Raw genomic sequence first — 24,166 nt, forward strand, 5'->3', positions numbered from 1 at the left:
TAGGGCATGGAAAAGTTAGCAAGAAAACAAGTTCAGGCTCTTACACCTTACTTGTCTGCAAGACGCATTGGTGGCAGCGGAGATGTGTGGCTAAACGCTAACGAGTCTCCGTTTGATAACGAGTACAACCTAAACTTGTCTCGTCTTAATCGCTACAGCGAGTGCCAGCCTAAAGAGCTGATCGATGCTTACGCTCAATATGCAGGCGTGAAATCAGAGCAAACGCTGACCACTCGTGGCGCTGACGAAGGTATCGAACTTTTGATTCGAGCTTTCTGCGAGCCGAACGAAGACTCGATTCTGTACTGCCCTCCGACTTACGGTATGTACGCCATCAGTGCCGAGACGATTGGTGTTGAGCGCAAGGTCGTGCCGCTAACGTCTGAATGGCAATTGGATTTACCGGCGATTGAAGCTCAACTTGATAACGTAAAAGTGGTCTTTGTTTGTAGCCCAAATAACCCAACAGGTAACTTAGTTAACCGCAAAGACATCGTTAAACTGCTTGAGATGACTCAAGACAAAGCCATTGTTGTGATGGACGAAGCGTATATCGATTTCTGCCCTGAAGCATCAACGGTGGATTTGCTTGCTCAGTATCCGAATCTAGCGATTCTTCGAACTCTCTCGAAAGCATTTGCATTGGCGGGTTTACGTTGCGGATTTACTCTAGCAAACCAAGAACTGATTGATGTACTGTTGAAAGTGATAGCACCTTATCCGGTGCCTGTTCCTGTTGCTGACATTGCTGTTCAAGCGCTGTCAGAACACGGGTTAGCAAGAGCAAAATTTCAGGTTCTTGATTTGAGTGCCAACCGAGCTTATTTACAAGCGGGCCTAATGGGCATGCCTCAAATAACGGTATTCGATGGTTGGGGTAATTATCTTCTGGTTAAATTCCCTAACGGTGATGATTTATTCAAAGCAGCATGGGACAGCGGTATTATTTTACGTAATTCGCCAATTGAAAACTGTGTTCGCATTAGTATTGGTAACCGCGAAGAGTGCGAAAAGACACTTGGATTCATTCGTAACTTTTATCAGTAACGAACGGCTTATCAGTAATAACATTTGTCAGTCTTGAGTTGATTAATAATCGGCTCAAGACTGACAAATGAAACCATTATTTGGGTTAGCGTTTGATTTTTGCTAGGCCACCAGATTTAAAATTAAAAGGAAGTTCAAGTGAGTAAACAACAGAAAATACTTTTTATAGACCGTGATGGCACCTTAATTGTTGAGCCGCCAGTCGACTTTCAAGTAGACCGTTTAGACAAGCTAAAATTCGAACCGTTAGTGATTCCAAGCTTGCTTGCTTTGCAAGATGCTGGCTACCGCTTAGTGATGGTTACTAACCAAGATGGCTTAGGTACCGATAGCTACCCGCAAGAAGAGTTCGATGCTCCACACAACATGATGATGGAGTTCTTTGAATCTCAGGGCGTTAAGTTTGATGATGTTCTAATCTGCCCTCACTTTGACGAAGACAACTGCTCTTGCCGCAAGCCAAAGCTAGGCATGGTTAAAGAATACCTTCAAGGCGGTAAAGTCGACTTCCAAAAGTCAGTCGTGATCGGCGATCGAATGACGGATCTTCAACTTGCTGAGAACATGGCAATTCGTGGTATCCAATACGGACCAGATGCGCAAACTGAAGGCACACTTAACTGGCCACAGATCGTTAAAGATCTAACGGTTAATGCTCGTGTTGCTGAAGTAGTTCGTACGACCAAAGAAACCGACATTAAGGTAGCCGTAAACCTTGATGAAACTGGTGGTAACAAGATCGATACTGGCATGGGTTTCTTCGACCACATGCTTGATCAAATCGCGACACACGGCGGTTTCCAAATGAACCTGACTGTGAAGGGCGATCTACACATTGATGATCACCACACGGTAGAAGACACAGCGCTTGCGCTAGGCCAAGCACTGAAAGATGCGCTAGGCGACAAACGTGGCATTGGTCGTTTTGGTTTCAGCTTGCCAATGGATGAGTGTTTAGCTCAATGTGCGCTAGACCTTTCTGGTCGCCCATACCTGAAGTTCGATGCTAAGTTCAGCCGCGAACAAGTGGGTGATCTTTCAACTGAGATGGTGGTTCACTTCTTCCGCTCTCTAACCGACACACTGGCTTGTACGCTACACCTTTCTTCTGCTGGCAATAATGATCACCACATCATTGAGAGCTTGTTTAAAGCGTTTGGTCGTACTCTTCGCCAAGCAATTAAAGTTGAAGGTAACGAGTTACCAAGCAGCAAAGGCGTCCTGTAAGGCTTACGTTAGCAAGGAAAAAACAATGAAAGATCAAAAAGTCGTCATTATTGATACTGGGTGTGCCAACGTTTCATCGGTGAAATTTGCGATTGAACGTCTGGGCTATGCGGTTGAGATCTCAAAAGAGCCAGAAGTGGTTCTTGCAGCTGACAAGCTATTCCTACCGGGTGTAGGCACAGCAAGTGAGGCAATGAAGAACTTGCAAGAGCGCGACCTTGTTTCTCTTGTGAAGCAAGTAGAGAAGCCTCTGCTGGGTATCTGTTTAGGTATGCAGCTGTTAGGCAAACTGTCTCAAGAGAAAGGCCAAAAAGCTGACGAGTTAGTTGAATGCCTAGGATTGTGTGATGGCGAAGTTCGTTTACTTGAAACGGGTGATTTGCCATTACCACACATGGGTTGGAACACAGTAACCGCGACACCTAACCACCCTCTATTCAAAGATATTGAAGAGGGCGAGTACTTCTACTTTGTACACAGCTTCGCAATGCCAGTGGGTGACTACACAATCGCACAATGTGATTACGGCAATCCGTTCACTGCCGCAGTGCAAAGTGGCAACTATTATGGTGTTCAGTTCCACCCAGAACGTTCGTCAAAAGCTGGCTCTAAGCTGATTCAGAACTTCTTGGAATTGTAACAAGGATTAGGCAGCGGCTACCGTTGCCAGATAAGGAATGTAAATGATTATTCCCGCATTAGATTTAATTGAAGGCCAAGTAGTTCGCTTATTTCAAGGGGACTACGGGCAAGTAACAGAATACAAAGTCGATCCAGCAGAGCAGTTCAACCTTTATCACCAAGCTGGTGCTGGCTGGCTTCACCTTGTTGACTTAACAGGTGCAAAAGATACCACTGCTCGTCAGTTAGACTTGATTGCTAAGCTACTGGCTAGCACGCCTGCGAACATCCAGATTGGTGGTGGTGTTCGTAATGAACAAGATGTCGTTGATCTGCTAAAAGCGGGCGCACAGCGCGTTGTGGTTGGTTCTACAGCAGTTAAGCAACCAGAGTTGGTTAAAGGTTGGATGGAGAAGTACGGCGCGGACAAAATCGTGCTGGCTCTGGACATCAACATTGACGAAAGCGGCACACGTAAAGTAGCGATTTCAGGTTGGCAAGAAGATTCAGGCGTGACCATTGAAGCGCTAATTGAAGATTACCTCACGGTTGGCCTTAAACACGTTCTGTGTACTGATATTTCACGTGATGGCACGCTAGAAGGGTCAAACGTAGAGCTCTATGTTGATCTTTGTAAGCAGTACCCAGAAGTGCAATTCCAATCATCGGGTGGCATTGGCAGCCTAGCTGATATCGAAGCACTGAAAGGCAGCGGCGTTGCGGGTGTGATTGTTGGTCGCGCACTGCTTGATGGCAAGTTCACAGCAGAGGAGGCATTTGCATGTTGGCAAAGCGAATAATCCCTTGTTTGGATGTCCGTGATGGGCAAGTGGTTAAGGGCGTTCAATTCCGTAATCACGAAATTATTGGTGACATCGTTCCGCTAGCACAACGCTACGCAGAAGAGGGCGCTGATGAATTAGTATTTTACGATATTACCGCATCAAGTGATGGCCGTGTGGTCGATAAAAGCTGGGTGAAACGCGTAGCAGAAGTGATTGATATTCCTTTCTGTGTGGCTGGTGGTATTAAGTCCGCGGAAGATGCAGCGCGTATTCTTGAGTTTGGTGCAGATAAAGTATCCATCAACTCGCCTGCATTGGCTAACCCACAGTTGATCACTGACCTAGCTGATAAGTTTGGCGTGCAGTGTATCGTTGTCGGTATCGATTCATACTTCGATAAAGAGACGGGTAAATATCAGGTTTACCAATTCACAGGCGATGAAGCGCGTACCAAAGCAACCAAGTGGGAAACCAAAGATTGGGTGCAGGAAGTACAGAAGCGTGGCGCCGGTGAGATCGTGTTAAACATGATGAACCAAGATGGCGTTCGCAACGGCTATGATATCGACCAGTTAAACATGGTACGTTCAGTGTGTAATGTACCCCTGATTGCATCAGGTGGCGCAGGTGCGATGGAGCACTTTGCTGAAGCCTATAAAAAAACCAACGTGGACGGAGCACTTGCGGCTTCGGTATTCCACAAGCAAGTCATCAATATTGGTGAACTTAAACAGTATTTGAAACAACAAGATGTAGAGGTGCGACTATGAGTTTTGAACCCGTAAGCTTATCAAAAACAGAAGTAGGCGCATTGTCAGAGCGTATTGATTGGGAAAAAGTAGATGGCTTAGTGCCAGCTATTGTTCAAGATTACCAATCGAGCCAAGTGCTGATGATGGGATACATGAACCCAGCAGCGCTCGAGAAAACAGGTGAAACTGGCCAAGTGACGTTTTTCTCTCGCACTAAAGAACGTCTTTGGACCAAAGGTGAAACGTCGGGTAACGTATTGCAACTGCAAAACATGTCATTGGATTGTGACAACGATACCTTGCTGGTTAAGGTTAATCCCATTGGCCCAACGTGCCACACAGGTACAACAACGTGTTGGGATGGAGACAAGCAAGAAGAAACACAGATGGTGTGGCTTCATCAGCTTGAGCAGCTACTGGCTGCCCGCAAGGACGCAGACCCTGAGTCTTCTTATACTGCCAGTTTATATGCCCGTGGCACCAAGCGTATTTCGCAAAAAGTGGGCGAAGAAGGCGTTGAAGTCGCGCTTGCGGCGACGTCGGGCGATAAGGCGGAATTAGTGTGTGAGTCAGCAGACTTGATTTATCACTTGATGGTTCTTTTACAAGACCAAGGCTTATCGATGAACGATGTGGTGAACAAATTAAAAGAGCGCCATAAGTAAGCTCTCTTTAGATTAATCGAACTACGTAACAGATAGATAAAAGCCCCGTAAACAATTATGTTTACGGGGCTTTTTAGCTTTTTAATTTTCAATCTTTTCAATCTTTTCAATCTTTTCAAGATTTCAAGATTTCAAGATTTCCAAGACCTACGTCACTTTGCTAAACTCTGGCTTTACGTCATTCCGAGGAGCCTAAGCGACATCAGGAATCTCTTTACTTAATCAAACATTTTAATTTTTTGACTTACCCGCAGCACTTCTTATATTTCTTTCCGCTACCACAGATACATGGGTCATTGCGGCCGATTTTAAAACTTTCAACCGTTTGGTTTAGACGCGGGTCAATTTCTGGCTCTTCTTGTTCTTTTTGTTCATCTTCTTGCTCAGGGAAGGTGCCATCAATGTAATACCAAATACCGTCTTCACGAACAAAGCGAGAACGTTCTTGCATACAGAACTGCTCAGTCCCGTCGTTGAAGTAAGCTTTAAACTCAACAAAGCCTTCGTTCTCATGTGAACCTGCGGCAGTATCGATGACTTCTAAACCCGCCCAATCACTATCTATGGATTCAGCAATACCTTCTCTCTGTGCTTCTGCATTACAAGTCGGGTGGTAAGTAGCAACCACATAATCAACCAAACCAAGTACATGTGCAGAATAACGTGAGCGCATTAATTGCTCGGGTGTTTCAACTGCACTGTGGTTAAGGTGTGCTGATTCGCAACATTGTTGGTAAGTATTTTTGCTACCGCATGGGCATAAAGACATAGTCAGGTCCTGTAAAAATGGCCTCTATTAAGAGGCCATATATGATGCGTTGGAGTTTACCAAGAAATGATTGCTCACCAAAGCTTAGTTTCTATTGAAGCAGCAATGTGAAGTGAACTATTTCAACGAAGGTGATAACAGCTCTTGAGCCCAAGTTGTCGCTTCATCATAAGCTTGACCGAGTTCCGCTTCACTTAGCTTGAGAAGTTTACGAATGCGCGTTGCTTCGTCCCAGCGAGCTTGCTCATAAGCGATAACCATCGCCAAAATTGCACCCAGCACACCTTTTCGTTGAATCAGAGCTTGCTTGATTTCTTCATCGATTGGTACTGAGTCCAAGACTTGCTGTAACGGTTGGTCAAAGAGTGAATCAAGTAGAGAGAACATACCGGTCAAAAAGGCTTGTCCGGGCTCTACCTTTACATTCATTTTTTCTACTAAGAGTTCACACTCACGTGCTCGTAACACGGCTAAACCATAGAGTGAGTCCGGCTTATCTTCTTTCGCTGAGGCAATCGCTACCAGTGAAACGAACTTACGCAGCTTTTGTTCGCCAAGGAAAATAAGTGCTTGGCGGAATGAACGAATGGTCGTTGCTGAGCCGCCTGCGGAGTTCACGTAGGCAAGTAACTTGTAAGACAGCGTGACATCTAGCGTAATCAAACGCTCGACTTCGCCAAAGTCGATAGGGTCGTGCGCAATCTCTTTTAACAGCTGAACAATCGTCAAGAACGCAGGGTTGAGAGCGCGAGTTTGAATCATTTCCGGCTTGCTGAAGAAATAACCTTGGAAGTAGGTGAAGCCTGCTCGATTTGCTTCTTGATATTCATCGTAAGTCTCGACCTTTTCTGCGAGGAACTTAATATCCAACCCTTTGAGAGAGTTCATGAACATCGAAGCTTTCGCGATTGAGATCAAACGGATATCAAACTTGATAATTGAAACGTACGGTAAAAAGCGTTTCCATGCTTTGCTTGGTACAAAGTCGTCTAACGCGATGGTGTAACCCGCGTCATAGATAGCTTTTATTGCTTCAAGTAGTTCGTCTGTTGGTTCGCAGTCTTCAAGAACCTCAACAACGAGGCTTTCTTTGGGGAACAGAGTCGGGACTAAGTTGATTAGGCTTGCATAAGGGAAGTTCACGAACCCCAATTTATCACCCAACGTATTATAGTGAGTTGATAAAAAGTGATCGGAAAGCAAACGGCTAGTAGCGAGCTCCGGCTCTACTTCAGGGAAAGTGTTCTTAGGACCATCCCTGAATAGCAACTCGTAACCTATGGTTTTCTTGTCTGTATCGAGTATTGGTTGACGCGCTACGTATGAATATTTCAACTTGGTACTGTGTTCTGTTTATTTCTGGTAGAGAGATAATAGCTAATTCAGTAGAAATTACCATACACTTTCTATGAAAGTCTGACCGATAATAATAATCAAAGTGAAAGTTTAATAGTGATGTTAAAAGCGGTTGCTAAACTCTCGATTTTGTAGTTCAAAACTTTGCGGAGTGAACACCAGCACTGAACCTTGCGTATACCAATCACCCAATACGATACGAGTTTTAGTGCAATTATTAGCGTTGAAGGTGTGAATGTTAGGGCGATGAGTATGGCCGTGGATCATAAGATCGACGCTGTTTCGTTCCATCACATCTTCCACTTCTTGTTGTGTCACATCCATGATGTCGAGAGATTTGGTCTGCTTGTCATCTTTGATGTCAGATTGAACCTTCGAGACAATTTTCTTCTTGATGAAAAATGGAATTCTGTTGAAGACCCATTGCAGCCATGGTTGATGCACTTTTTCACGGAAGGCGAGGTATTTTACATCTTCGGTACACAGGGTATCACCATGCAACACCACCGCTTTTTGCCCGTAGATATCGATCGTTGATACTTCATCTAGAAGTTGCACACCCGTTTGCTTGGCAAATTTTTTACCAACTAAAAAGTCACGGTTACCTTGTGTGAAGTAGCAAGGTACGCCCGTTTTCACTAAGTCGATAAACGCTTGGCGGATAGAAGTCGCGAACTCACTCTTATCGTCGTCGCCAATCCAGAATTCGAAAAGGTCGCCTAATACGTAAAGTGCATCCGCTTCTACGGCTTCTTTCTTCATAAAGGTTAAGAAGCAGTCAGTGATATCTTGTCGTGAAGGAGTAAGGTGCAGGTCTGATATAAAATATGTTTTCATAGGTCTAAAAAAAGGGAGCGATTCGCTCCCTATATCCTGATTTTATCGGCTCATCAATTATTAATACTAGGGCGTGTTGACCTTTGGCGGTTAAATTTTGTTCGAGATAAAAGCGTTTTAATCGAGGCGAGGGATAAGCAGCCTAGTCACTCTAAGCAAATTTCCCTCAACAAAGAGTAAAACGCTTTTAGCCGAACCCTTTGGGCAGCGTTTGCTGGTCATTTTTACTGCGTTATCGGCTTCTCATGTAGGCTAGCTACACATCAAAGCCTCTGCCTTGTATAAATCCCCAGCAATTCGCTGCAAAAATCAGCTCAAAAGGTCAATACGCCCTAACCGAAAGCGATGAATTAAGCTTCGATTGTAGTACCAGTGATGATCACTTCTTCTAGAGGTACATCTTGGTGCATACCCATAGAACCAGTGCTAACACCTTTGATCTTGTTTACGATATCCATGCCTTCAACAACTTCTGCGAATACACAGTAGCCCCAACCGTCTAGGCTTTCGCTACGGAAGTTTAGGAAAGAGTTGTCGTTAACGTTGATGAAGAACTGAGAGCTCGCTGAATGCGGTTCCATAGTACGAGCCATTGCTAGCGTACCAACTTTGTTCGCTAGGCCGTTGTTTGCTTCGTTCTTGATAGTTGCACGAGTTGTTTTTTCTTTAAGGCCAGAAGTCATACCGCCGCCTTGAACCATGAAACCATCGATAACACGGTGGAATAGCGTGTTGTCGTAAAAACCGTCACGGCAATACTGTAGGAAGTTTGCGCTTGTTTCTGGTGCTTTTTCTTCGTTAAGTTGAACTTTGATGTCACCAAAATTTGTGTGAAGGATGATCATGATTGTTACCTTACTGTCTTTTTAATATGAAGTTCGAATTCTAGCGCATGTTGGCGGACTTTCAAATCACCAAATCATTAACTTAACTTGGTTGTTTGAGGTAATTACTGCTTTGGGGGATTACCTAATAACGCATGAATTGATATACTTGACCTCTTATTTTGATTAATACACAAATATAGATAGAGATCATGCTGAAAATTTATAACACACTCACAAGACAGAAAGAGGAATTCAAACCAATTACAGCTGGCAAAGTCGGCATGTATGTCTGTGGGGTAACCATATACGATCTCTGTCACATTGGTCATGGCCGCACGTTTGTTTCTTTCGATGTAGTAACTCGTTACCTTCGTTACCTTGGTTACGATTTGAACTTCGTTCGTAACATCACTGATATCGATGATAAAATCATCAAGCGCGCTAATGAAAACGGTGAGTCTTGTGATTCTCTGACTGAGCGCCTGATCGGGGAAATGCACGCGGACTTCGATGCATTGAACATGAAGCGCCCTGATGTTGAGCCTCGTGCGACTGAATTCATCACTGAAATCGTTGAGCTTGTTGAAAAGTTAATTGAGCGTGGTTTTGCTTATGTTGCAAGCAACGGCGACGTGATGTTCGAAGTTAAGAAATTTGACGAATACGGTAAGCTTTCCAAGCAAGACCTTGATCAGCTTCAAGCGGGTGCTCGTGTTGATGTTGATTCTGCAAAACGTAGCCCGTTAGATTTCGTTCTTTGGAAGATGTCTAAGCCAGGTGAACCTACGTGGGAATCACCATGGGGTCCAGGTCGTCCGGGTTGGCACATCGAGTGTTCAGCAATGAACTCTTCTATTCTTGGCAATCACTTCGATATCCACGGTGGCGGTTCAGATCTACAGTTCCCGCACCACGAGAACGAAATCGCACAATCTTGCTGCGCACACGGCACCCAGTATGTGAATACTTGGATGCACAGTGGCATGGTGATGGTAGACAGAGAAAAAATGTCTAAGTCACTGGGTAACTTCTTCACTATCCGTGACGTACTTCAGCATTACGATGCAGAAACAGTACGTTACTTCCTAATGTCTGGTCACTACCGTAGCCAACTGAACTACAGTGAAGATAACCTAACCCAAGCTCGTGCATCACTTGAGCGTCTCTACACATCACTTCGTGGCCTAGACGTTACAGCAGCTCCGGCTGGTGGTGAAGAGTACGTGACTCGTTTCTCTACAGCGATGAACGATGATTTCAACACTCCAGAAGCTTATTCAGTACTGTTTGAAATGGCTCGTGAAATCAACCGCATCAAAACTGAAAGCGTCGAAAAAGCAAGTGCACTAGGTGCATTGATGCGTGAACTGGCAGACATCATCGGTATTCTTCATCAAGACCCAGAGGCTTTCTTGCAAGGTGATGCGGCAGGCAACGATGACGAAGTGGCTGAAATCGAAGCGTTGATCAAACTGCGTAACGACTCTCGTGCTTCGAAAGATTGGGCGAATGCTGACCTTGCACGTGACAAGCTAAACGAGTTGGGTATTGTTCTGGAAGATGGTCCAGAAGGTACGACTTGGCGTCGTAAGTAAATATTATAAAAAGGGCTGATTTTCAGCCCTTTTTTCTAGCAAAAATTCTCTAATATCACCTTTTTATCTTCAACTTTTAATTAACAGGAATATTTCTGTGGCTCAGATGTATTTTTATTACTCGGCAATGAATGCGGGTAAATCAACAACACTTCTTCAGTCTTCATTCAACTACCAAGAGCGTGGCATGACGCCAGTGATCTTTACGGCTGCATTGGATGATCGTTATGGTATCGGTAAAGTTAGCTCTCGAATTGGTTTGCAATCTGAAGCTCAACTTTTTAAAAATGACACCAATATGTTTGACGCTATCCAAAAACTCAATGAAGAAGAAAAGCGTCATTGTGTTTTGATTGATGAGTGTCAGTTCTTGTCGAAAGAGCAGGTGTACCAGTTAACAGAAGTGGTCGATAAACTGCATATCCCTGTACTTTGCTATGGTTTACGTACCGATTTCTTGGGTGAACTGTTTGAAGGTAGTCGTTACTTATTATCTTGGGCAGATAAACTGGTTGAGCTTAAAACCATTTGTCACTGTGGCCGTAAAGCTAATATGGTGATCCGTACCGACGAGCACGGTGTGGCGATTGCTGAAGGTGACCAAGTGGCTATTGGCGGTAATGATCAGTATGTTTCTGCTTGCCGTCTGCACTATAAAGAAGCGTTAGGTAAATAAACCGATCTCATAGTTCAGCTTGCTAAAACGAAAAACGGTGACCAAGTGTCACCGTTTTTGTTTATTGAGCCTGTGTTTTTACTTTATTCCAAGTCACGCTTTTGTTTTATTCGAAATGAAGCTTTTGATTTATTCGAAGCCGAGCTGCTTCAATGCTTGATAGGCATGATCAACGTCATCGGGGATTGGCATCTCAATTTGAAAGCCTTGGGCTGGGTAGAATTTGATTCGTTCATAATCAGCAATCAATGCGCCCAACACCATGTCTAACGGCAACTCTTCGTTAAAGTAATCATCCCAATTTTGCCATTGTGAAGTCACGGTTATTTCTACACTCTCTTCAGGCCATTGTTTACTAAACGTGGCGTAGGTACGTTTCTCCATAAAGGGCTTCTGTACTAAGGTCAGTCTTTTCGGTGACAGCCCACGCTCAATAAGCAATTTGTGGGTGAATCGTACATTCTCCCCAGTATTGGTTGCGTGTTTCTCAATGATAATGTCAGAGTCTGGCACGCCAGCATCTCGTGCAATAGCCGCGAATGTTTCGGCTTCTGAACGCTCAAAGCTCCCTTCTGTAAAGCGTCCCACACCGCCAGAAAATACGATATAAGGCGCCACACCTTGGTGATAGAGCTCGGCAGCGTATTCAGCGACACGGGTATCATTACTGCACAGCACAAAGATGCAATCTGAAGGCGTAACCTTGTGACCCATAGACATGAAGTTCCAAAGGGTGTCGATCGAACGATGTAGCTTAATCCTTGAGTTATTTGTTACAGATTGCTTAGCTATGTCTTGGTTAGCTATGGATTGATTAGTCATAAAGAGCGTCCAGCGTGGAATCGAATTTAAATGAGTAACCTAAGTCGAGAATCTTTTTCGAAGATATCAGCTTGTCTGGCGTATCTACCACGAGGGGCAACGGCTCACTGCTATTGGCGCTTTTTAGTGCAGCGGCATAAAACTCCGCCTTACTCACCGTGTTTGGGGTCGTAACATTAACCACTTCGTTGTGCAGTTGGTTGATAGCGAAGTTGACAGCGCCAATCGCGTCGTCAAGATGAAGCATGTTGGCTGGCGCTTTAGTGCTGACCTGTTTCAATTTGCTTGCAAACCTAGAGGGGTGGCGGCTAGGGCCAATCAACCCGCTAAAGCGAAGGATGGTGTAGTCGATACCGGAATCAATGATGTACTGTTCTGCTTGTAGCATCACGCGTGCATTGTCCGAAAATGAGTTGGCCTGTTCATCACTTAACGTAGAAATCGCTAATGAGGCATCTTGCTCGTATAAGATCCCTGGCTTGGTCGGGTAGACCGTGGTCGAGCTAACCATGATCAGCTTTTTGACATTGGCTTTCTGACAAGCTTTGGTTAGCTGTTGCCAGTATTCAGCATATTCTTGTCCCGCACCTTTTCTAAAGCCGGGAGGGAAGCTACCAATGACGATCTCTGCATTATTTTCGAGTAACAGCGAATAGAGTTGGCCGATAGTATGTTCAGGCTCTGATGAGTCAAAGCTGAAAACTTCACATGGGATACGCTTGTTACCAATGGTGTCTGCACCCGCTTGGGTGGTCTTCGTAACGACGACCTGGTTACCATGTTTGACGAGATGTTCAGATAAAGGTGCACCGACCCAGCCTGCACCAACAATAAATATAGAAGCCATGTGTTCCTCACAACTGCAGATGACGAATTTACATTAAGCCTAACAAACCTTTGGCCAAAAATGAAAAAACTCCACGGCCGAAGCGAGTGGAGTTTTTACTAGAACAATGGAGCTTTAGTTTAGTACGCGAAGTAGTTTGTCTGCGCGCTCTGCCATCTGTATACCTTCATCTGTTAGGTAACCGCCGTCTGGCTGAGTACAAAGGTTCTTTTCGAATAGGCGCTTAACAGCGTCTTGAGTTTCTTGAGCTGCCTCTTGATGAACTTTAATTCCAGTAGCGGCACTACTTACATCAAATTGAAGAAGGAGGTTTAAATCAGCAATGTTTTCAGCGTTGTACTTCATAATTAACCTATATATTCATAACGTTCTCTACCTTCACCTTAGTGCGCATTCACGGCTCAAGCAATAGCAAATAAATAGAATTGATAAGTGATACCAAATTGAATGATTAATCGTCGTATGGTGGGTTTATTTTAGTTAGATTGCGTGATTTGCAGCCACTTAAATTCTGAACGATGTTTATTGGGAAGTGGTTGTAATATATTGTGTTACTAGAAATATATTGCATCCAGCTAATATTGTATAAAAAGGAAACGCATCAGTGAGAGTGAACAAAGTAGCATTAACGATCAGTATGCTATTTGCTATCTCAGGTTGTCAAAGTACACCCTCAGAGCAGACAGGCGCGAACCAAACCACAAATGACAATGAATCAACAGTAGAGGTCCGTTCATTTCAGTCTGTCCAAAGTGTTTACTCCGAGTGGGAGGCTAAGCTTGAAGAACACGCTCAATTGTCTCTCTATGCTCCAGAGAATTACAATGAACTATTAGACGCTTGGGATGATGCTGAAAGCATTTATGCGGACTTACTGAAAGATCAAACACGGTTAACCAAGAGTTACTCGATTTTTTCGACATTAACTTACGCCGAAGCCTTTGATGAAAAAATCGCGTTGATTCGATCAAATTATGACTCGATCTTAGTGCTAAAGGAAAAGGCTGACAGAGTATTAGCCGACTCGATAGTGCAAATGGATTACTTAAAGTTTCTTGGTGCCGACACTATGTTTGCATCGAGCTACAAGCGCTTGTATTCAGAATACAGCGAGCTGTTTGAGTATGTGCTGGTCGACGAACTTGAAGATGCTCAGGAAGCACAGGTAGAGTTTCTTAATAACGCGAGTTTGTTAGAAGTTAAAGTGGCCCACAAGAAGTACATCGAACCTTTGAAGGATGAGTTGGAGTTCTTGGAAGATGAAGATTTCGACGACGTTGTTCCACTGACGTTTGCTAAAGCGGCATCTCAAATTGCTTTGGCAGAAAGCCAAGTGAAAGCCAGTCCCCGTGAAAAGTCGATCATTGAAGACGCAGTTCACGCTGCAGAGTTCGAATTAAACCACGTGCGCAGTGTTGCTCATGAAGTTAAAGTGCTCGCAAGTATTAAAGGTGACAAATTTGAACAATCGGTTTTAAATGCCGAGAATCAGTTATTGAGCATTTCACGAGTGGTTAATGATGAAGATCACCGTGATGTTGTATTGCGCCTTCAGTCTCAAAAAATTGTAGCGAGTGTTAAAGCGCTGAAAGGCTCAGACATGACGGCGTCATTAAAGTCAGAGATTAAAACTTTGACTGAACGACTCGCTAAGTTAGAAAGTGAGTATCAGAAACAAACACAGAAATTGGTTGAAGCGACCAAGCACAACCAATTGTTAGATGATCAGGTTACCAAGAGTGATGCTCATATAAAGAGCCTAGAAGAGTTAGTGGATAGTTTGAAAAGCTTAGGTGGTAAAGTTGCCAGCGAAAGTGACTCTGATGTGATTCTTCCTAGTATTGAATCTAGCCTAGAGGATGCATCTAACGAACAATCATTAGAAGAAATGATTGAACCTTCGGTTTAGTAAGACTAATTTCTTTATTTGTGATTGAGTTAAAAGCGCCTAAGGGCGCTTTTTTACGTTCTGTTGATCTATGTCAAAATCTGGAAACAAAAGTGTCCATTGAGTCATTATAGTGTACGTTATTCCTTTGGTTTTAACGTAACTTGTTGATATTTATAGATGTGTTGTTTTCTATGCTGATAACTAATCATTCAGCAGAGTTTTATTTTTACTACTAAAGTCGTATGAATTTGGAATAACTTGGGCTAATTTCTTTCAACAGGATTGTGAGAGGCATTTCGAGCTTAAAATAGGTCTTGAATTCAGAAATGAAAGAGAGGATTATCGCGCTCCCGACGACATGTTTCAAAATGTAAATCATCATGAATCTAAACCAATTCGACTCATTATTACCGCCACAAATGGCTGAGCGCGCTGCAGATATTGGCGTAGGTAAAGCAACCAAAGATCCAATCAAATCTTTTCTCCTAGCGATCTCTGCTGGCATACATATTGGTATCGCGTTTGTGTTCTACACTATCGTGACTACCGGTGCTGGTGATTTACCGTGGGGTATTACTCGCTTATTGGGTGGTCTAGCTTTTAGCTTAGGATTAATCCTTGTTGTTGTTACTGGTGGTGAATTGTTTACCAGCTCGGTGTTGACGCTTGTTGCTCGCGCAAGTGGCAAGATTACCTGGCGTACATTAGTTAAGAACTGGACCACGGTTTATGTAGGTAACTTAATTGGTGCATTGCTGCTGGTGGCCTGTATGCTTCTGACTAAACAGTACATGTTCGATCATGGACAAGTGGGTTTGAATGCCATGGCGATTTCCCAACACAAAATGCACCATGATTTTATCCAAGCTATCGCGCTTGGCATCATGTGTAATGTGTTGGTTTGTATCGCGGTATGGATGACGTTTAGTGGACGTACACTGACTGACAAAATCGCAGTTATGATTTTACCTGTTGCGATGTTCGTATCAGCCGGTTTTGAGCACTGTATTGCCAACATGTTCCAAGTCCCTTTAGCTATCGGTATCAAAACATTTGCTCCCGCAGAATTTTGGACAATGACAGGCGCTAACCCTGCGGACTATGTTGATCTGAACATGATGGACTTTTTGATGAACAACTTGCTGCCCGTTACCATTGGTAACATCATTGGCGGTGGTATCTTTGTTGGTATGTGGTACTGGTTGATCTACCTACGTGACTAATAAGGGTGGCGTGATCCACCAAGCAAAGGTTTCGTGATTAATTCCGATTACGCGGTTAATCCAGTTTACGAGTTAACTGGGTAACTTGGACTCAGTGAAAACACTGAACTGACTTATGACATTTACAAGACGGCCTGCATTGCAGGCCGTTTTTATTTGTGGAAAATCTACTTATTCATTTCTTAAATTATCATGTGAACGCTCAATAGCGATGATCACCGTGTGTGTATATGTCTTTGAAAACACCCAAAGATCAAAGGTAATGATCTTTCCCTAGGTGGGAATGGACAAAAAAGGATCTATATTGATTTGGTTATCCACAATTTCTGTGGATAACCTGTCTCAAATTCAGTGAGTAACCAGATCTAAGTGGAGTAGGGAGGCTATTTCGAAGGCTGTATTTGCGCGAGAACTCGGCCTTCTTTAGTAAGAGATGTCTTCAATGAGAGCTGAAGTGCAAGTGCTAAAGAGCAGCTCATCATCACGAAGATAGCTAACATGATCATCAACTGATACTTAATCGCGATCATTGGTGATGCACCACCTAAGATCTGTCCTGTCATCATTCCCGGTAGCGTGACTAAGCCTGTAGTGGCCATAGAGGCCATAATTGGTGACATCGCTTTCTGTATCGCATTACGAACAAAAGGCGCGGCTGCATAGGAAGGAGACGCGCCCAAAGCGATAGCCGCTTCGTACTCTGATTTCTGCGTTTCAAAAGCCCCAAACAAATTCTGCAATGCCACGATATTACTGCTTAAGCTATTACCTAACAGCATCCCTGCAATAGGGATAAGGTACTGTGCGTTAAAAACCGGTGTCGGTTTAATGATGAAAAAGCAGATAAACAAGACAATAGGTACACAAGTTACAGCAAGGCTAACGGCTATAGGAGCTAAAAGTAGGTTTTTGGGGAGCCTAGATTTTTCAACAATTGAGCTTGCCCCAACGATGATCATTGCAAATAGCCACAGTAAATTGACCCATAAGCTATTTAAGGTGAACAAGTATTCTAGGTAAAGTCCAACCAGAAATAGCTGAATAACCATACGGATTATGCTGACAGAAGCCTCTTTACCAAGGCCGAGTTTTAACTTGTGGTTGATGGTAATGGGTAGCAAGAGAAGTGAGCTGAAGAACAATAACTGCCACCAAGATATATCAATAACGTCTTGCATAATGATTCCTTTTAAGTGGTCTCCATCATATCTGAAAGTGCCAAATGATGCATTTCAACTGTAAAGTCACCAATTCTAAAAATGATCAATCATTTAACAAACAAAACACTAGATAGTGGTTGTTTGAGGCTTTTTTAGCTACTACTTAGTAGGTAAAAAGTTAAAATTGGTTGTCATATGGTTGCTTGTATGTTGGTTTTTAACATTTGTGAAATATACTTAATTCTTCACATTTGTTAATACTTTTTAATAACTTTGTTTAACTGAAAACAAGTTTGGATGACCTCAAAAAAGTATTGATTAGCAAGGGTTATAACGGGGGATTTGATTGAACCCTACTTTGTGTATGGTCTAAAATTTGTTGTTAGATACTCAAGAACTTTAGCCCCATAGAATGGGTTACTCGAAATTACTAAATACAAAATAGGCAAAATGTATGAGTGATGTTAATAAAATTGAAACTGGCGAAAAACGCTCGTTGGAGTGGAAGTCTTTCCTCTTCATCGCGGTGGTTCTCTTTCCAATATTAAGTGTGGCTTTTGTAGGCGGTTACGGCTTCCTAGTTTGGGCACTGCAAGTGTTTGTATTCGGACCTCCTGGTGCTCACGGCGGCATGTAATGCCCTCTAGTAACAACATTTTTTAAAATCAATATTTAAGAGAGCTAAACATGAAATCATTTTTAGTTAAATTATGGCGCACAATGACTCGCCCTGCAGTACACATCAGTCTTGGTGTACTAACTATGGGTGGCTTTATCGCCGGTGTTATTTTCTGGGGCGGTTTTAACACAGCTCTAGAGCACACAAATACAGAAGAGTTCTGTGTAAGTTGTCACACCATGCGTGACAACGTGTACGTAGAACTACAAGAAACGGTTCACTGGAAAAACACTTCTGGTGTACGTGCTACTTGTCCTGACTGTCACGTTCCACATGAATGGACAGCAAAAATTGCTCGTAAGATGCAAGCATCTAAAGAAGTATTCGCTCAAGTGTTTGGTGACTTAGATACACCTGAGAAATTCGAAGCTCGTCGTATCGAACTGGCTAAACACGAATGGGATCGTTTCTCTTCGAACAAATCTCTAGAGTGTAAAAACTGCCACAACTACGATTCAATGGATTTCGAAAACATGCGCCCAACAGCGCGTATCCAGATGAAGAACGCGGCAGAGCGTGATCAAAGCTGTGTTGACTGTCACAAAGGTATTGCTCACAACCTTCCATTAGATATGGCATCAGCGAGCGGTATTGTTGGCGAGCTAGAAAACGTAGCAAGCAGCACATCTTACGCAAATGGTTCAGACGTGATCTCTATTCGTCACCTACCAATGTACACAGATGAAACAGCTGAAGTTGAAGCGGGTCTATTAAGCCCTGCAAGTAAAGTTGCTGTGATCGACGAAAAAGGCGACATGATCAAGATTCAAATCGACGGTTGGCGTAAAGCGAAAGGCTTCGGACGTGTAATCCAAGAAGACTTCGGTATGAACATCTCGACTGCAATCTTGACGAAAGAAGTATCTCAAAGTGACGTAATCACTGTTGGTGAGAAGAAAGAAGATGAGCTAACTGGCCTTCCTTGGGAAGAAGTTAACCTAGCACTTTGGATGAAGAAAGAGTCTATGGTTGATAACTTCGATCCAATCTGGAACGCAGCTGGTCAAGCGTACCAATCTAACTGTTCAACGTGTCACTCACAGCCAGATGAAGCTCACTTCAGCGCTAACGGTTGGGTAGGCATGCTAGATGGTATGATTGCATTCGTTAACTTCGATACAGATACAGAAGCACTTGTTCTTAAGTATCTACAGAAGCACTCATCAGATTTTTCTGAAGGCCATCACTAATAAGACGTCAATTGGAGTAACACAATGGCAATTACAAGAAGAAGTTTTCTGAAAGGTGTCGCGACGACAAGTGCGGCATCGGTTATCGGCCCAAGCTTATTGGCGTCGGCTTCAGCATCTGCTGCAGAAACAGACGGCGCGTGGAAAGTCTCTGGTTCTCACTGGGGTGCATTCCGAGCTCGCGTTTACGCGGGTAAAGTACAAGAGATTAAACCTCTAGAAATCGATCAACACCCAACTGAGATGTTGAAAGGTATTAAAGGTATTATCTACAGCCCATCACGTGTGCGTTACCCAATGGTTCGCCTAGATTGGTTGAAGAAGCATAAATACAGCGCAGACACGCGTGGTAACAACCGTTTTATTCGTGTGACTTGGGATGAGGCACTAGACCTTGTTTACCGCGAACTAGAGCGCGTACAGAAAGATTACGGTCCATGGGCGCTTCACACAGGTCAAACTGGTTGGAGACAAACGGGTCAGTTCCACAGCTGTACTAACCACATGCAACGTGCAATGGCACTTCACGGTTACTCTGTGAAGAAAATCGGTGACTACTCAACAGGTGCTGGTCAAACGATCATGCCTTACGTGCTAGGTTCTACTGAAGTTTACGCACAAGGTACATCTTGGGAACTTATCCTAGAAAACAGTGACAACATTGTTCTTTGGGGTAACGATCCAGTTAAAAACCTGCAAGTAGGTTGGACATGTGAGACTCACGAGTCATTCGCATACTTAGAACAGCTGAAAGAAAAAGTCGCTAAGAAAGAGATCAACGTTGTTTCTGTTGACCCTGTTAAAAACAAAACAGGCCGTTACCTAGAAAACGAGCAAATGTACATCAACCCACAAACTGATGTGGCGTTCATGCTTGGTGTTGCTCACGTTCTTTACAACGAAGATCTATACGACAAGAAGTTCATCGAAACTTACTGTCTAGGTTTTGAAGACTTTATCAAGTACGTTCAAGGTGAAACGAAAGATAAAGTTGAGAAGACACCTGAGTGGGCTTCGGCTATCTGTGGTGCAAGCGCGGACTCTATCCGTGAATTCGCTAAGATGCTGGTTAACGGTCGTACGCAGATTCTTGTCGGTTGGAGTATCCAACGTCAACAACACGGTGAGCAGCCTTACTGGATGTGTGCCGTTATCGCAGCAATGGTTGGCCAAATCGGTCTACCTGGCGGTGGTATCTCTTACGGTCACCATTACTCTGGTATCGGTGTTTCTTCAACTGGCTTCGCTGCTCCGGGTTCATTCCCGTTGAACATCGACCAAGGTCAATCGCCTAAGCACACTAACACTGATTACAACGGTTACAGCCGTGTAATCCCTGTTGCTCGTTGGGTAGATAGCTTGCTAGAGCCAGGTAAGAAGATCAAAGCGAACGGTTCAACGGTTACACTACCGGATATCAAGATGATGGTATTCAGTGGTAATAACCCGTGGCACCACCACCAAGATCGCAACAAGATGCGTAAAGCATTCAAGAGCCTACAAACTGTAGTGGCTGTTGATTTCGCTTGGACTGCAACTTGTCGTCACTCTGATATCGTGCTTCCTGCATGTACTCAGTGGGAACGTAACGATATTGATGGTTACGGCGCGTACTCTGGTCGTGGTTTGATCGCGATGCACAAACTAGTCGATCCTCTGTTCCAGTCTAAAACTGACTTCGAGATTATGTCTAGCCTAACTAAGCGTTGGGGTCGTTACGACGATTACACGCGTGGTATGGACGAAATGCAGTGGGTTAAATCTCTGTATGACGAATGTCGTGCATCAAACGAAGGCAGCTTCGAAATGCCTGAGTTTGCTGAGTTCTGGGAGAAAGGTTTCCTAGACTTCGGTAAAGGTAAGCCATGGACTCGTCACGCTTCATTCCGTGAAGATCCAGAGATCAACGCACTAGGTACGCCTTCTGGTTTCATCGAAATCACAAGCCGTACTGTTGGCAACATGGGTTACGAGCACTGTCAAGAACACCCAATGTGGTTTGAGAAATCTGAACGTTCACACGGTGGTCCAGGCTCTGATAAACACCCGTACTGGCTACAATCTTGTCACCCAGACAAGCGTCTTCACTCTCAGATGTGTGAATCTGAAGAGTGGCGTGCGACTTACGCGGTACAAGGCCGTGAGCCAATCTACATCAACCCAATCGATGCTAAGAAGAAAGGCATCAAAGATGGCGACGTAGTACGTGTGTTCAATGACCGTGGTCAACTACTAGCAGGTGCTGTTCTAATGGATAGCTACGCACCTGGTGTTGTTCGTATCGAAGAAGGCGCTTGGTATGGCCCGATCAACGAGAAAGTGGGGGCGCTAGATACATACGGCGATCCAAACACACTAACTCAAGACATCGGTACGTCTGAACTTGCTCAAGCAACGTCAGCAAACACATGTTTGGTTAACTTCGAGAAGTTCCAAGGCAAACTGCCTCCAGTAACTTCATTCGGTGGTCCAATCGAAGTTTCTTAAGTCTCGTACTTAAGAACCAAGATTAAAGCTTGAATTAAAGCCCCTGTAAGCACTCTTACAGGGGCTTTTTGTTTTTCCAGCCTGTGTGTGGGATTTGTAATTAAGCATTGTCATAGCGCCAGAGGGGGCGTTTTTGAGACAGGCTATAACGACGTGCCGTTTGAGATAGGCTGTAGAACTATGAACTATGAACTATGAACAATGAACAATGAACTATGAAGCAGGAAGGGAGTGTAAAAAGAATCTGTTGTAAGGATTTAGGCAGACGGGAACAAAAAGGCCGATACAAAGTATCGACCTAATAGAGACCTATGGAATTGAATCAGCTTGAGTTAAATCTCGAACATAAACCAATAACCGTATGCACAGATTAATGCGGGTATGCCTGAATATAATGTGGCCACAAGAGCCGCTTTTGGTGCCATTGCGATAGCAGGGAATAAAGCGTCACCATCATTTGATATTGCGTTACCGACCTGAGCTGAAAGTGGCAGTGCACCTGAAAGGTAAAGGCTAGTGACCAACAATTGTGGACCACACCCCGGCAGTAAGCCCATCAACACACCCGCCAGGGGGAGCATCATACCCCAGCTTGAGAATAGCGTCGCAAAATCGACATTTGCAAGCACAGAGCCAAACTCGAAGAAAAGAAAAGCGACCACTACCCATGCAGTGACAAAGTTTGTATCTTGAGCTGTTTTTTGTAGTGGGTGAGAACCTATACATTTTTCATCTTCACTTACGGCCGATTTGTAATCCTCAATTTCACGAGTAAGCCCCCACAAAAACATCGAGCTGATCAGTAAAATCGTTCCCGTCCATTCCATAGACATCTCAGGCAGTGTCAGCAACTGGTTTACATCGATTTGAAAAGAGCCAAGAAGGGCAACAGCGGCTCCCGGAATAATAAGCACAGACCATAGGTAACCCTGAAGGTTTATCGCTTTTTTAGAGACAGGGCTTTGACCTTGAGGTTGTGAGGTACAGCTGTTTTCCGCTTCATTTCTCTCTGCCTGTTTCGGGCGTAAAAAGTCGTCTGCGTGAAACAAGTTTATGATTCGTCCTGAGGCGGTACCCACGATTACACCCATCGCCATCATGGCTAAACCTGTTTTGGGTTCGCTAGCAATTAACAGGAAGGCCGCGTCACCCATGGTTGAGACGAGTACAGCCACAACCGCACCAAATCCGAGTTTGCCTGAAATAAATTGTGTGGTGACCACAATCGCTCCCCCACAGCCTGGCAATGCGCCCATTAGCGCGGCGAATACAACTTGGTTTGAACGAGATTGATGGACGAGCTTATTGAAGACGTTATCTTTGTTGATGTATAGACTTAACCAGTGGTAAATCGCTAGGGTTAGCGCAACGTAACATGACACTGCCCAGAAGGCGTCAGACAAGGTAGTGACCGTCAATTCTCGCGTAGCAGGAGCTGCAACTAACGCCGCAAGTGAAATAGGTAAAAGCAGGCGCTTAAAAGACAGTGAAAACTGAGTTGTTTTCGCAGCGCTGCTGCTTGGCAAAAAAGAGATTAGTCGATCCATAAGTGTCACTCAAAATTTGTGTATTAAGATAATCATATACGAATGATAATAATTATCAATTGCATTCGTTGTTTTTTTATCTTTTGTTACCATTGGCCAAACCCACGAAACATGACCAATCTAAAAAAATGAGGTAAAGTATGCCTAATAAAGAGAGACTCTAAAGGTAGAGTCATAATTGTTAGTGTAATAGGAAGAAACATGATTTTAGTTGTTGGTCACAAAAACCCTGATAGTGACAGTATTTGTAGTGCGTTAGTTGCAACTGAGCTTCTTAAAGCTCGTGGCGAGGAAGCGACACCAATTCGCCAAGGCGAGATCAACCGCGAAACTCAACACATTCTAGAAGTCGCTGGTGCTGAAAAGCCAGAGCTTCGTACTTCTGTTGCTGGTGAGAAAATCTGGCTAGTAGACTACTCAGACCTAGCACAAGCACCAGATGATGTTGCTGATGCAGAGATCGTAGGTATTGTCGATCACCACCGTCTAGGCGACGTGATGACAGTAAACCCAATGGAAGCTTGGATCTGGCCTGTTGGTTGTACAAACACTGTACTTTTCAACATGTTCAAGATTGAAGGTCACGCAATCTCTCAACAAATCGCTAAACTAATGATGTCTGCAATTCTTTCAGACACAGTTGGTTTCGCTTCTCCAACATGTACTCAAAAAGACAAAGACGCGGTTGCTGAGCTTGCTGAAATTGCTGGCGTAACTGACGTTGATGCATTCATCAAAGCGCTTCTAATCGCTAAGACAAACATCGAAGGCCTATCTGCTGCACAGCTAGTAGAAAAAGACCTTAAAGGCTACCCATTCAACGGTCGTGATGTTGTTGTTGGTCAAGTTGAACTTGCGACTCTTGAGCAAGTAGACGGCATGATCGAAGCGCTAGAAGCTGATCTTGAAGCGCGTTGTGAGAAAGATGGTCTAGCATTTGCTGCGGTAATGCTAACTGACATCACTACTGCTCAAACTCGTCTTCTATACAAAGGTGAGTGGGCTGAGAAACTGGTTAAGCATGAGAAAGACGGTGTATTGATGATGGAAAATACACTAAGCCGTAAGAAGCAAGGCTGGCCTTGGCTACAAGGTGAGCTTGTTTAATCAAGTCGCTTAATATTAAACGCCTGCTTATTTAGCATAATGCCGATCGTTTAAGA

The 24,166-nt window shown here is 43.9% G+C and carries 23 protein-coding genes; 14 read left to right on the forward strand and 9 right to left on the reverse strand.

What is annotated here, in order from left to right; genetic code table 11:
- The first annotated feature begins 6 nt into the window (after positions 1 to 6).
- The 6 genes from hisC (at position 7) to hisIE (ending at position 5,097) form a co-directional block, all read left to right on the forward strand.
- Positions 7 to 1,047, forward strand: a complete 1,041-nt coding sequence (gene hisC / locus AB4180_RS02190; protein WP_102250131.1) for a histidinol-phosphate transaminase — start codon at positions 7 to 9, stop codon at positions 1,045 to 1,047.
- 138 nt (positions 1,048 to 1,185) lie between these two features.
- On the forward strand, positions 1,186 to 2,274 hold the full coding sequence (gene hisB, locus AB4180_RS02195; RefSeq protein WP_065112180.1) for a bifunctional histidinol-phosphatase/imidazoleglycerol-phosphate dehydratase HisB: 1,089 nt from the start codon (positions 1,186 to 1,188) through the stop codon (positions 2,272 to 2,274).
- 25 nt (positions 2,275 to 2,299) lie between these two features.
- Positions 2,300 to 2,914 carry an imidazole glycerol phosphate synthase subunit HisH gene (gene hisH, locus AB4180_RS02200; RefSeq protein ID WP_008223538.1) on the forward strand — a complete coding sequence of 205 codons (615 nt, stop codon included), beginning with the start codon at positions 2,300 to 2,302 and terminating at the stop codon, positions 2,912 to 2,914.
- 43 nt (positions 2,915 to 2,957) lie between these two features.
- Positions 2,958 to 3,695, forward strand: coding sequence for a 1-(5-phosphoribosyl)-5-[(5-phosphoribosylamino)methylideneamino]imidazole-4-carboxamide isomerase (hisA, locus tag AB4180_RS02205; RefSeq protein WP_102250130.1), 738 nt, complete (start codon positions 2,958 to 2,960; stop codon positions 3,693 to 3,695).
- Positions 3,677 to 4,450, forward strand: a complete 774-nt coding sequence (gene hisF, locus AB4180_RS02210) for an imidazole glycerol phosphate synthase subunit HisF (protein WP_004734577.1) — start codon at positions 3,677 to 3,679, stop codon at positions 4,448 to 4,450. The genes hisA and hisF overlap by 19 nt, the downstream gene beginning before the upstream one ends.
- Positions 4,447 to 5,097 carry a bifunctional phosphoribosyl-AMP cyclohydrolase/phosphoribosyl-ATP diphosphatase HisIE gene (gene hisIE, locus AB4180_RS02215; protein ID WP_004734578.1) on the forward strand — a complete coding sequence of 217 codons (651 nt, stop codon included), beginning with the start codon at positions 4,447 to 4,449 and terminating at the stop codon, positions 5,095 to 5,097. Before hisF ends, hisIE begins: the two co-directional genes overlap by 4 nt.
- 244 nt (positions 5,098 to 5,341) lie before the next feature.
- Here the strand turns inward: hisIE and AB4180_RS02220 are convergent, their stop codons facing one another.
- The 4 genes from AB4180_RS02220 to AB4180_RS02235 form a co-directional block, all read right to left on the reverse strand.
- Positions 5,342 to 5,866 (reverse strand): YchJ family protein, encoded by a 525-nt coding sequence (locus AB4180_RS02220; protein ID WP_102250129.1) that lies wholly within the window; start codon positions 5,864 to 5,866, stop codon positions 5,342 to 5,344.
- A 117-nt stretch (positions 5,867 to 5,983) separates the two neighbouring features.
- Complete coding sequence (locus tag AB4180_RS02225) at positions 5,984 to 7,201, reverse strand: EAL and HDOD domain-containing protein (protein ID WP_017093549.1); 1,218 nt, start codon at positions 7,199 to 7,201, stop codon at positions 5,984 to 5,986.
- 123 nt (positions 7,202 to 7,324) lie between these two features.
- Positions 7,325 to 8,059, reverse strand: a complete 735-nt coding sequence (gene lpxH, locus AB4180_RS02230) for a UDP-2,3-diacylglucosamine diphosphatase (RefSeq protein ID WP_017093550.1) — start codon at positions 8,057 to 8,059, stop codon at positions 7,325 to 7,327.
- Positions 8,060 to 8,409: 350 nt separating this feature from the next.
- Positions 8,410 to 8,904 (reverse strand): peptidylprolyl isomerase, encoded by a 495-nt coding sequence (locus AB4180_RS02235; RefSeq protein ID WP_004734582.1) that lies wholly within the window; start codon positions 8,902 to 8,904, stop codon positions 8,410 to 8,412.
- A 191-nt stretch (positions 8,905 to 9,095) separates the two neighbouring features.
- Between AB4180_RS02235 and cysS the strand changes: the two genes are divergently transcribed.
- Positions 9,096 to 10,481 carry a cysteine--tRNA ligase gene (gene cysS / locus AB4180_RS02240; protein ID WP_017078988.1) on the forward strand — a complete coding sequence of 462 codons (1,386 nt, stop codon included), beginning with the start codon at positions 9,096 to 9,098 and terminating at the stop codon, positions 10,479 to 10,481.
- Between the two features lie 97 nt (positions 10,482 to 10,578).
- On the forward strand, positions 10,579 to 11,157 hold the full coding sequence (locus AB4180_RS02245; protein WP_004734584.1) for a thymidine kinase: 579 nt from the start codon (positions 10,579 to 10,581) through the stop codon (positions 11,155 to 11,157).
- Positions 11,158 to 11,286: 129 nt separating this feature from the next.
- Here AB4180_RS02245 and AB4180_RS02250 read toward each other — a convergent pair whose 3' ends face one another.
- The 3 genes from AB4180_RS02250 to AB4180_RS02260 all read right to left on the reverse strand — a co-directional run bounded on the left by AB4180_RS02250 (position 11,287) and on the right by AB4180_RS02260 (position 13,171).
- On the reverse strand, positions 11,287 to 11,979 hold the full coding sequence (locus AB4180_RS02250; RefSeq protein WP_102250128.1) for a YdcF family protein: 693 nt from the start codon (positions 11,977 to 11,979) through the stop codon (positions 11,287 to 11,289).
- On the reverse strand, positions 11,972 to 12,826 hold the full coding sequence (locus AB4180_RS02255) for an NAD(P)H-binding protein (protein WP_102250127.1): 855 nt from the start codon (positions 12,824 to 12,826) through the stop codon (positions 11,972 to 11,974). Before AB4180_RS02255 ends, AB4180_RS02250 begins: the two co-directional genes overlap by 8 nt.
- 114 nt (positions 12,827 to 12,940) lie before the next feature.
- On the reverse strand, positions 12,941 to 13,171 hold the full coding sequence (locus tag AB4180_RS02260) for a TIGR02647 family protein (protein ID WP_004734587.1): 231 nt from the start codon (positions 13,169 to 13,171) through the stop codon (positions 12,941 to 12,943).
- 259 nt (positions 13,172 to 13,430) lie between these two features.
- On the opposite strand from AB4180_RS02260, the gene AB4180_RS02265 reads away from it, so the two are divergent.
- Both AB4180_RS02265 and focA read left to right on the forward strand, forming a co-directional pair.
- Entirely contained in the window at positions 13,431 to 14,735 is a 1,305-nt protein-coding gene (locus tag AB4180_RS02265) for an ATPase (protein WP_102250126.1), read from the forward strand.
- 362 nt (positions 14,736 to 15,097) lie between these two features.
- Positions 15,098 to 15,940: a formate transporter FocA gene (gene focA, locus AB4180_RS02270; protein WP_009848790.1), complete on the forward strand. Its 843-nt coding sequence runs from the start codon at positions 15,098 to 15,100 to the stop codon at positions 15,938 to 15,940.
- 383 nt (positions 15,941 to 16,323) lie between these two features.
- Here the strand turns inward: focA and AB4180_RS02275 are convergent, their stop codons facing one another.
- Entirely contained in the window at positions 16,324 to 17,118 is a 795-nt protein-coding gene (locus tag AB4180_RS02275; RefSeq protein ID WP_065678784.1) for an ABC transporter permease, read from the reverse strand.
- Between the two features lie 436 nt (positions 17,119 to 17,554).
- Here AB4180_RS02275 and torE point away from each other — a divergent pair, with 436 nt between their 5' ends.
- Genes torE through torA form a run of 3 tightly spaced genes read left to right on the forward strand, consistent with a single transcriptional unit; the run spans position 17,555 to position 21,456 of the window.
- Positions 17,555 to 17,737 carry a trimethylamine N-oxide reductase system protein TorE gene (gene torE / locus AB4180_RS02280; RefSeq protein ID WP_008222628.1) on the forward strand — a complete coding sequence of 61 codons (183 nt, stop codon included), beginning with the start codon at positions 17,555 to 17,557 and terminating at the stop codon, positions 17,735 to 17,737.
- 50 nt (positions 17,738 to 17,787) lie between these two features.
- A complete protein-coding gene (torC, locus tag AB4180_RS02285) occupies positions 17,788 to 18,969 on the forward strand; it encodes a pentaheme c-type cytochrome TorC (RefSeq protein ID WP_017060299.1) in 1,182 nt (393 codons plus the stop codon).
- Between the two features lie 24 nt (positions 18,970 to 18,993).
- Positions 18,994 to 21,456 (forward strand): trimethylamine-N-oxide reductase TorA, encoded by a 2,463-nt coding sequence (torA, locus tag AB4180_RS02290; protein ID WP_009848787.1) that lies wholly within the window; start codon positions 18,994 to 18,996, stop codon positions 21,454 to 21,456.
- A 332-nt stretch (positions 21,457 to 21,788) separates the two neighbouring features.
- Here the strand turns inward: torA and AB4180_RS02295 are convergent, their stop codons facing one another.
- Positions 21,789 to 23,003, reverse strand: a complete 1,215-nt coding sequence (locus AB4180_RS02295) for a putative manganese transporter (RefSeq protein WP_012604363.1) — start codon at positions 23,001 to 23,003, stop codon at positions 21,789 to 21,791.
- A gap of 201 nt (positions 23,004 to 23,204) precedes the next feature.
- Here AB4180_RS02295 and AB4180_RS02300 point away from each other — a divergent pair, with 201 nt between their 5' ends.
- On the forward strand, positions 23,205 to 24,110 hold the full coding sequence (locus AB4180_RS02300; protein WP_102250125.1) for a manganese-dependent inorganic pyrophosphatase: 906 nt from the start codon (positions 23,205 to 23,207) through the stop codon (positions 24,108 to 24,110).
- The last annotated feature ends 56 nt before the right edge of the window (positions 24,111 to 24,166 follow it).

The sequence above is a fragment of the Vibrio sp. 10N.286.49.C3 genome, assembly GCF_041469545.1.
Taxonomy (GTDB): Bacteria; Pseudomonadota; Gammaproteobacteria; order Enterobacterales; family Vibrionaceae; genus Vibrio; species Vibrio tasmaniensis_A.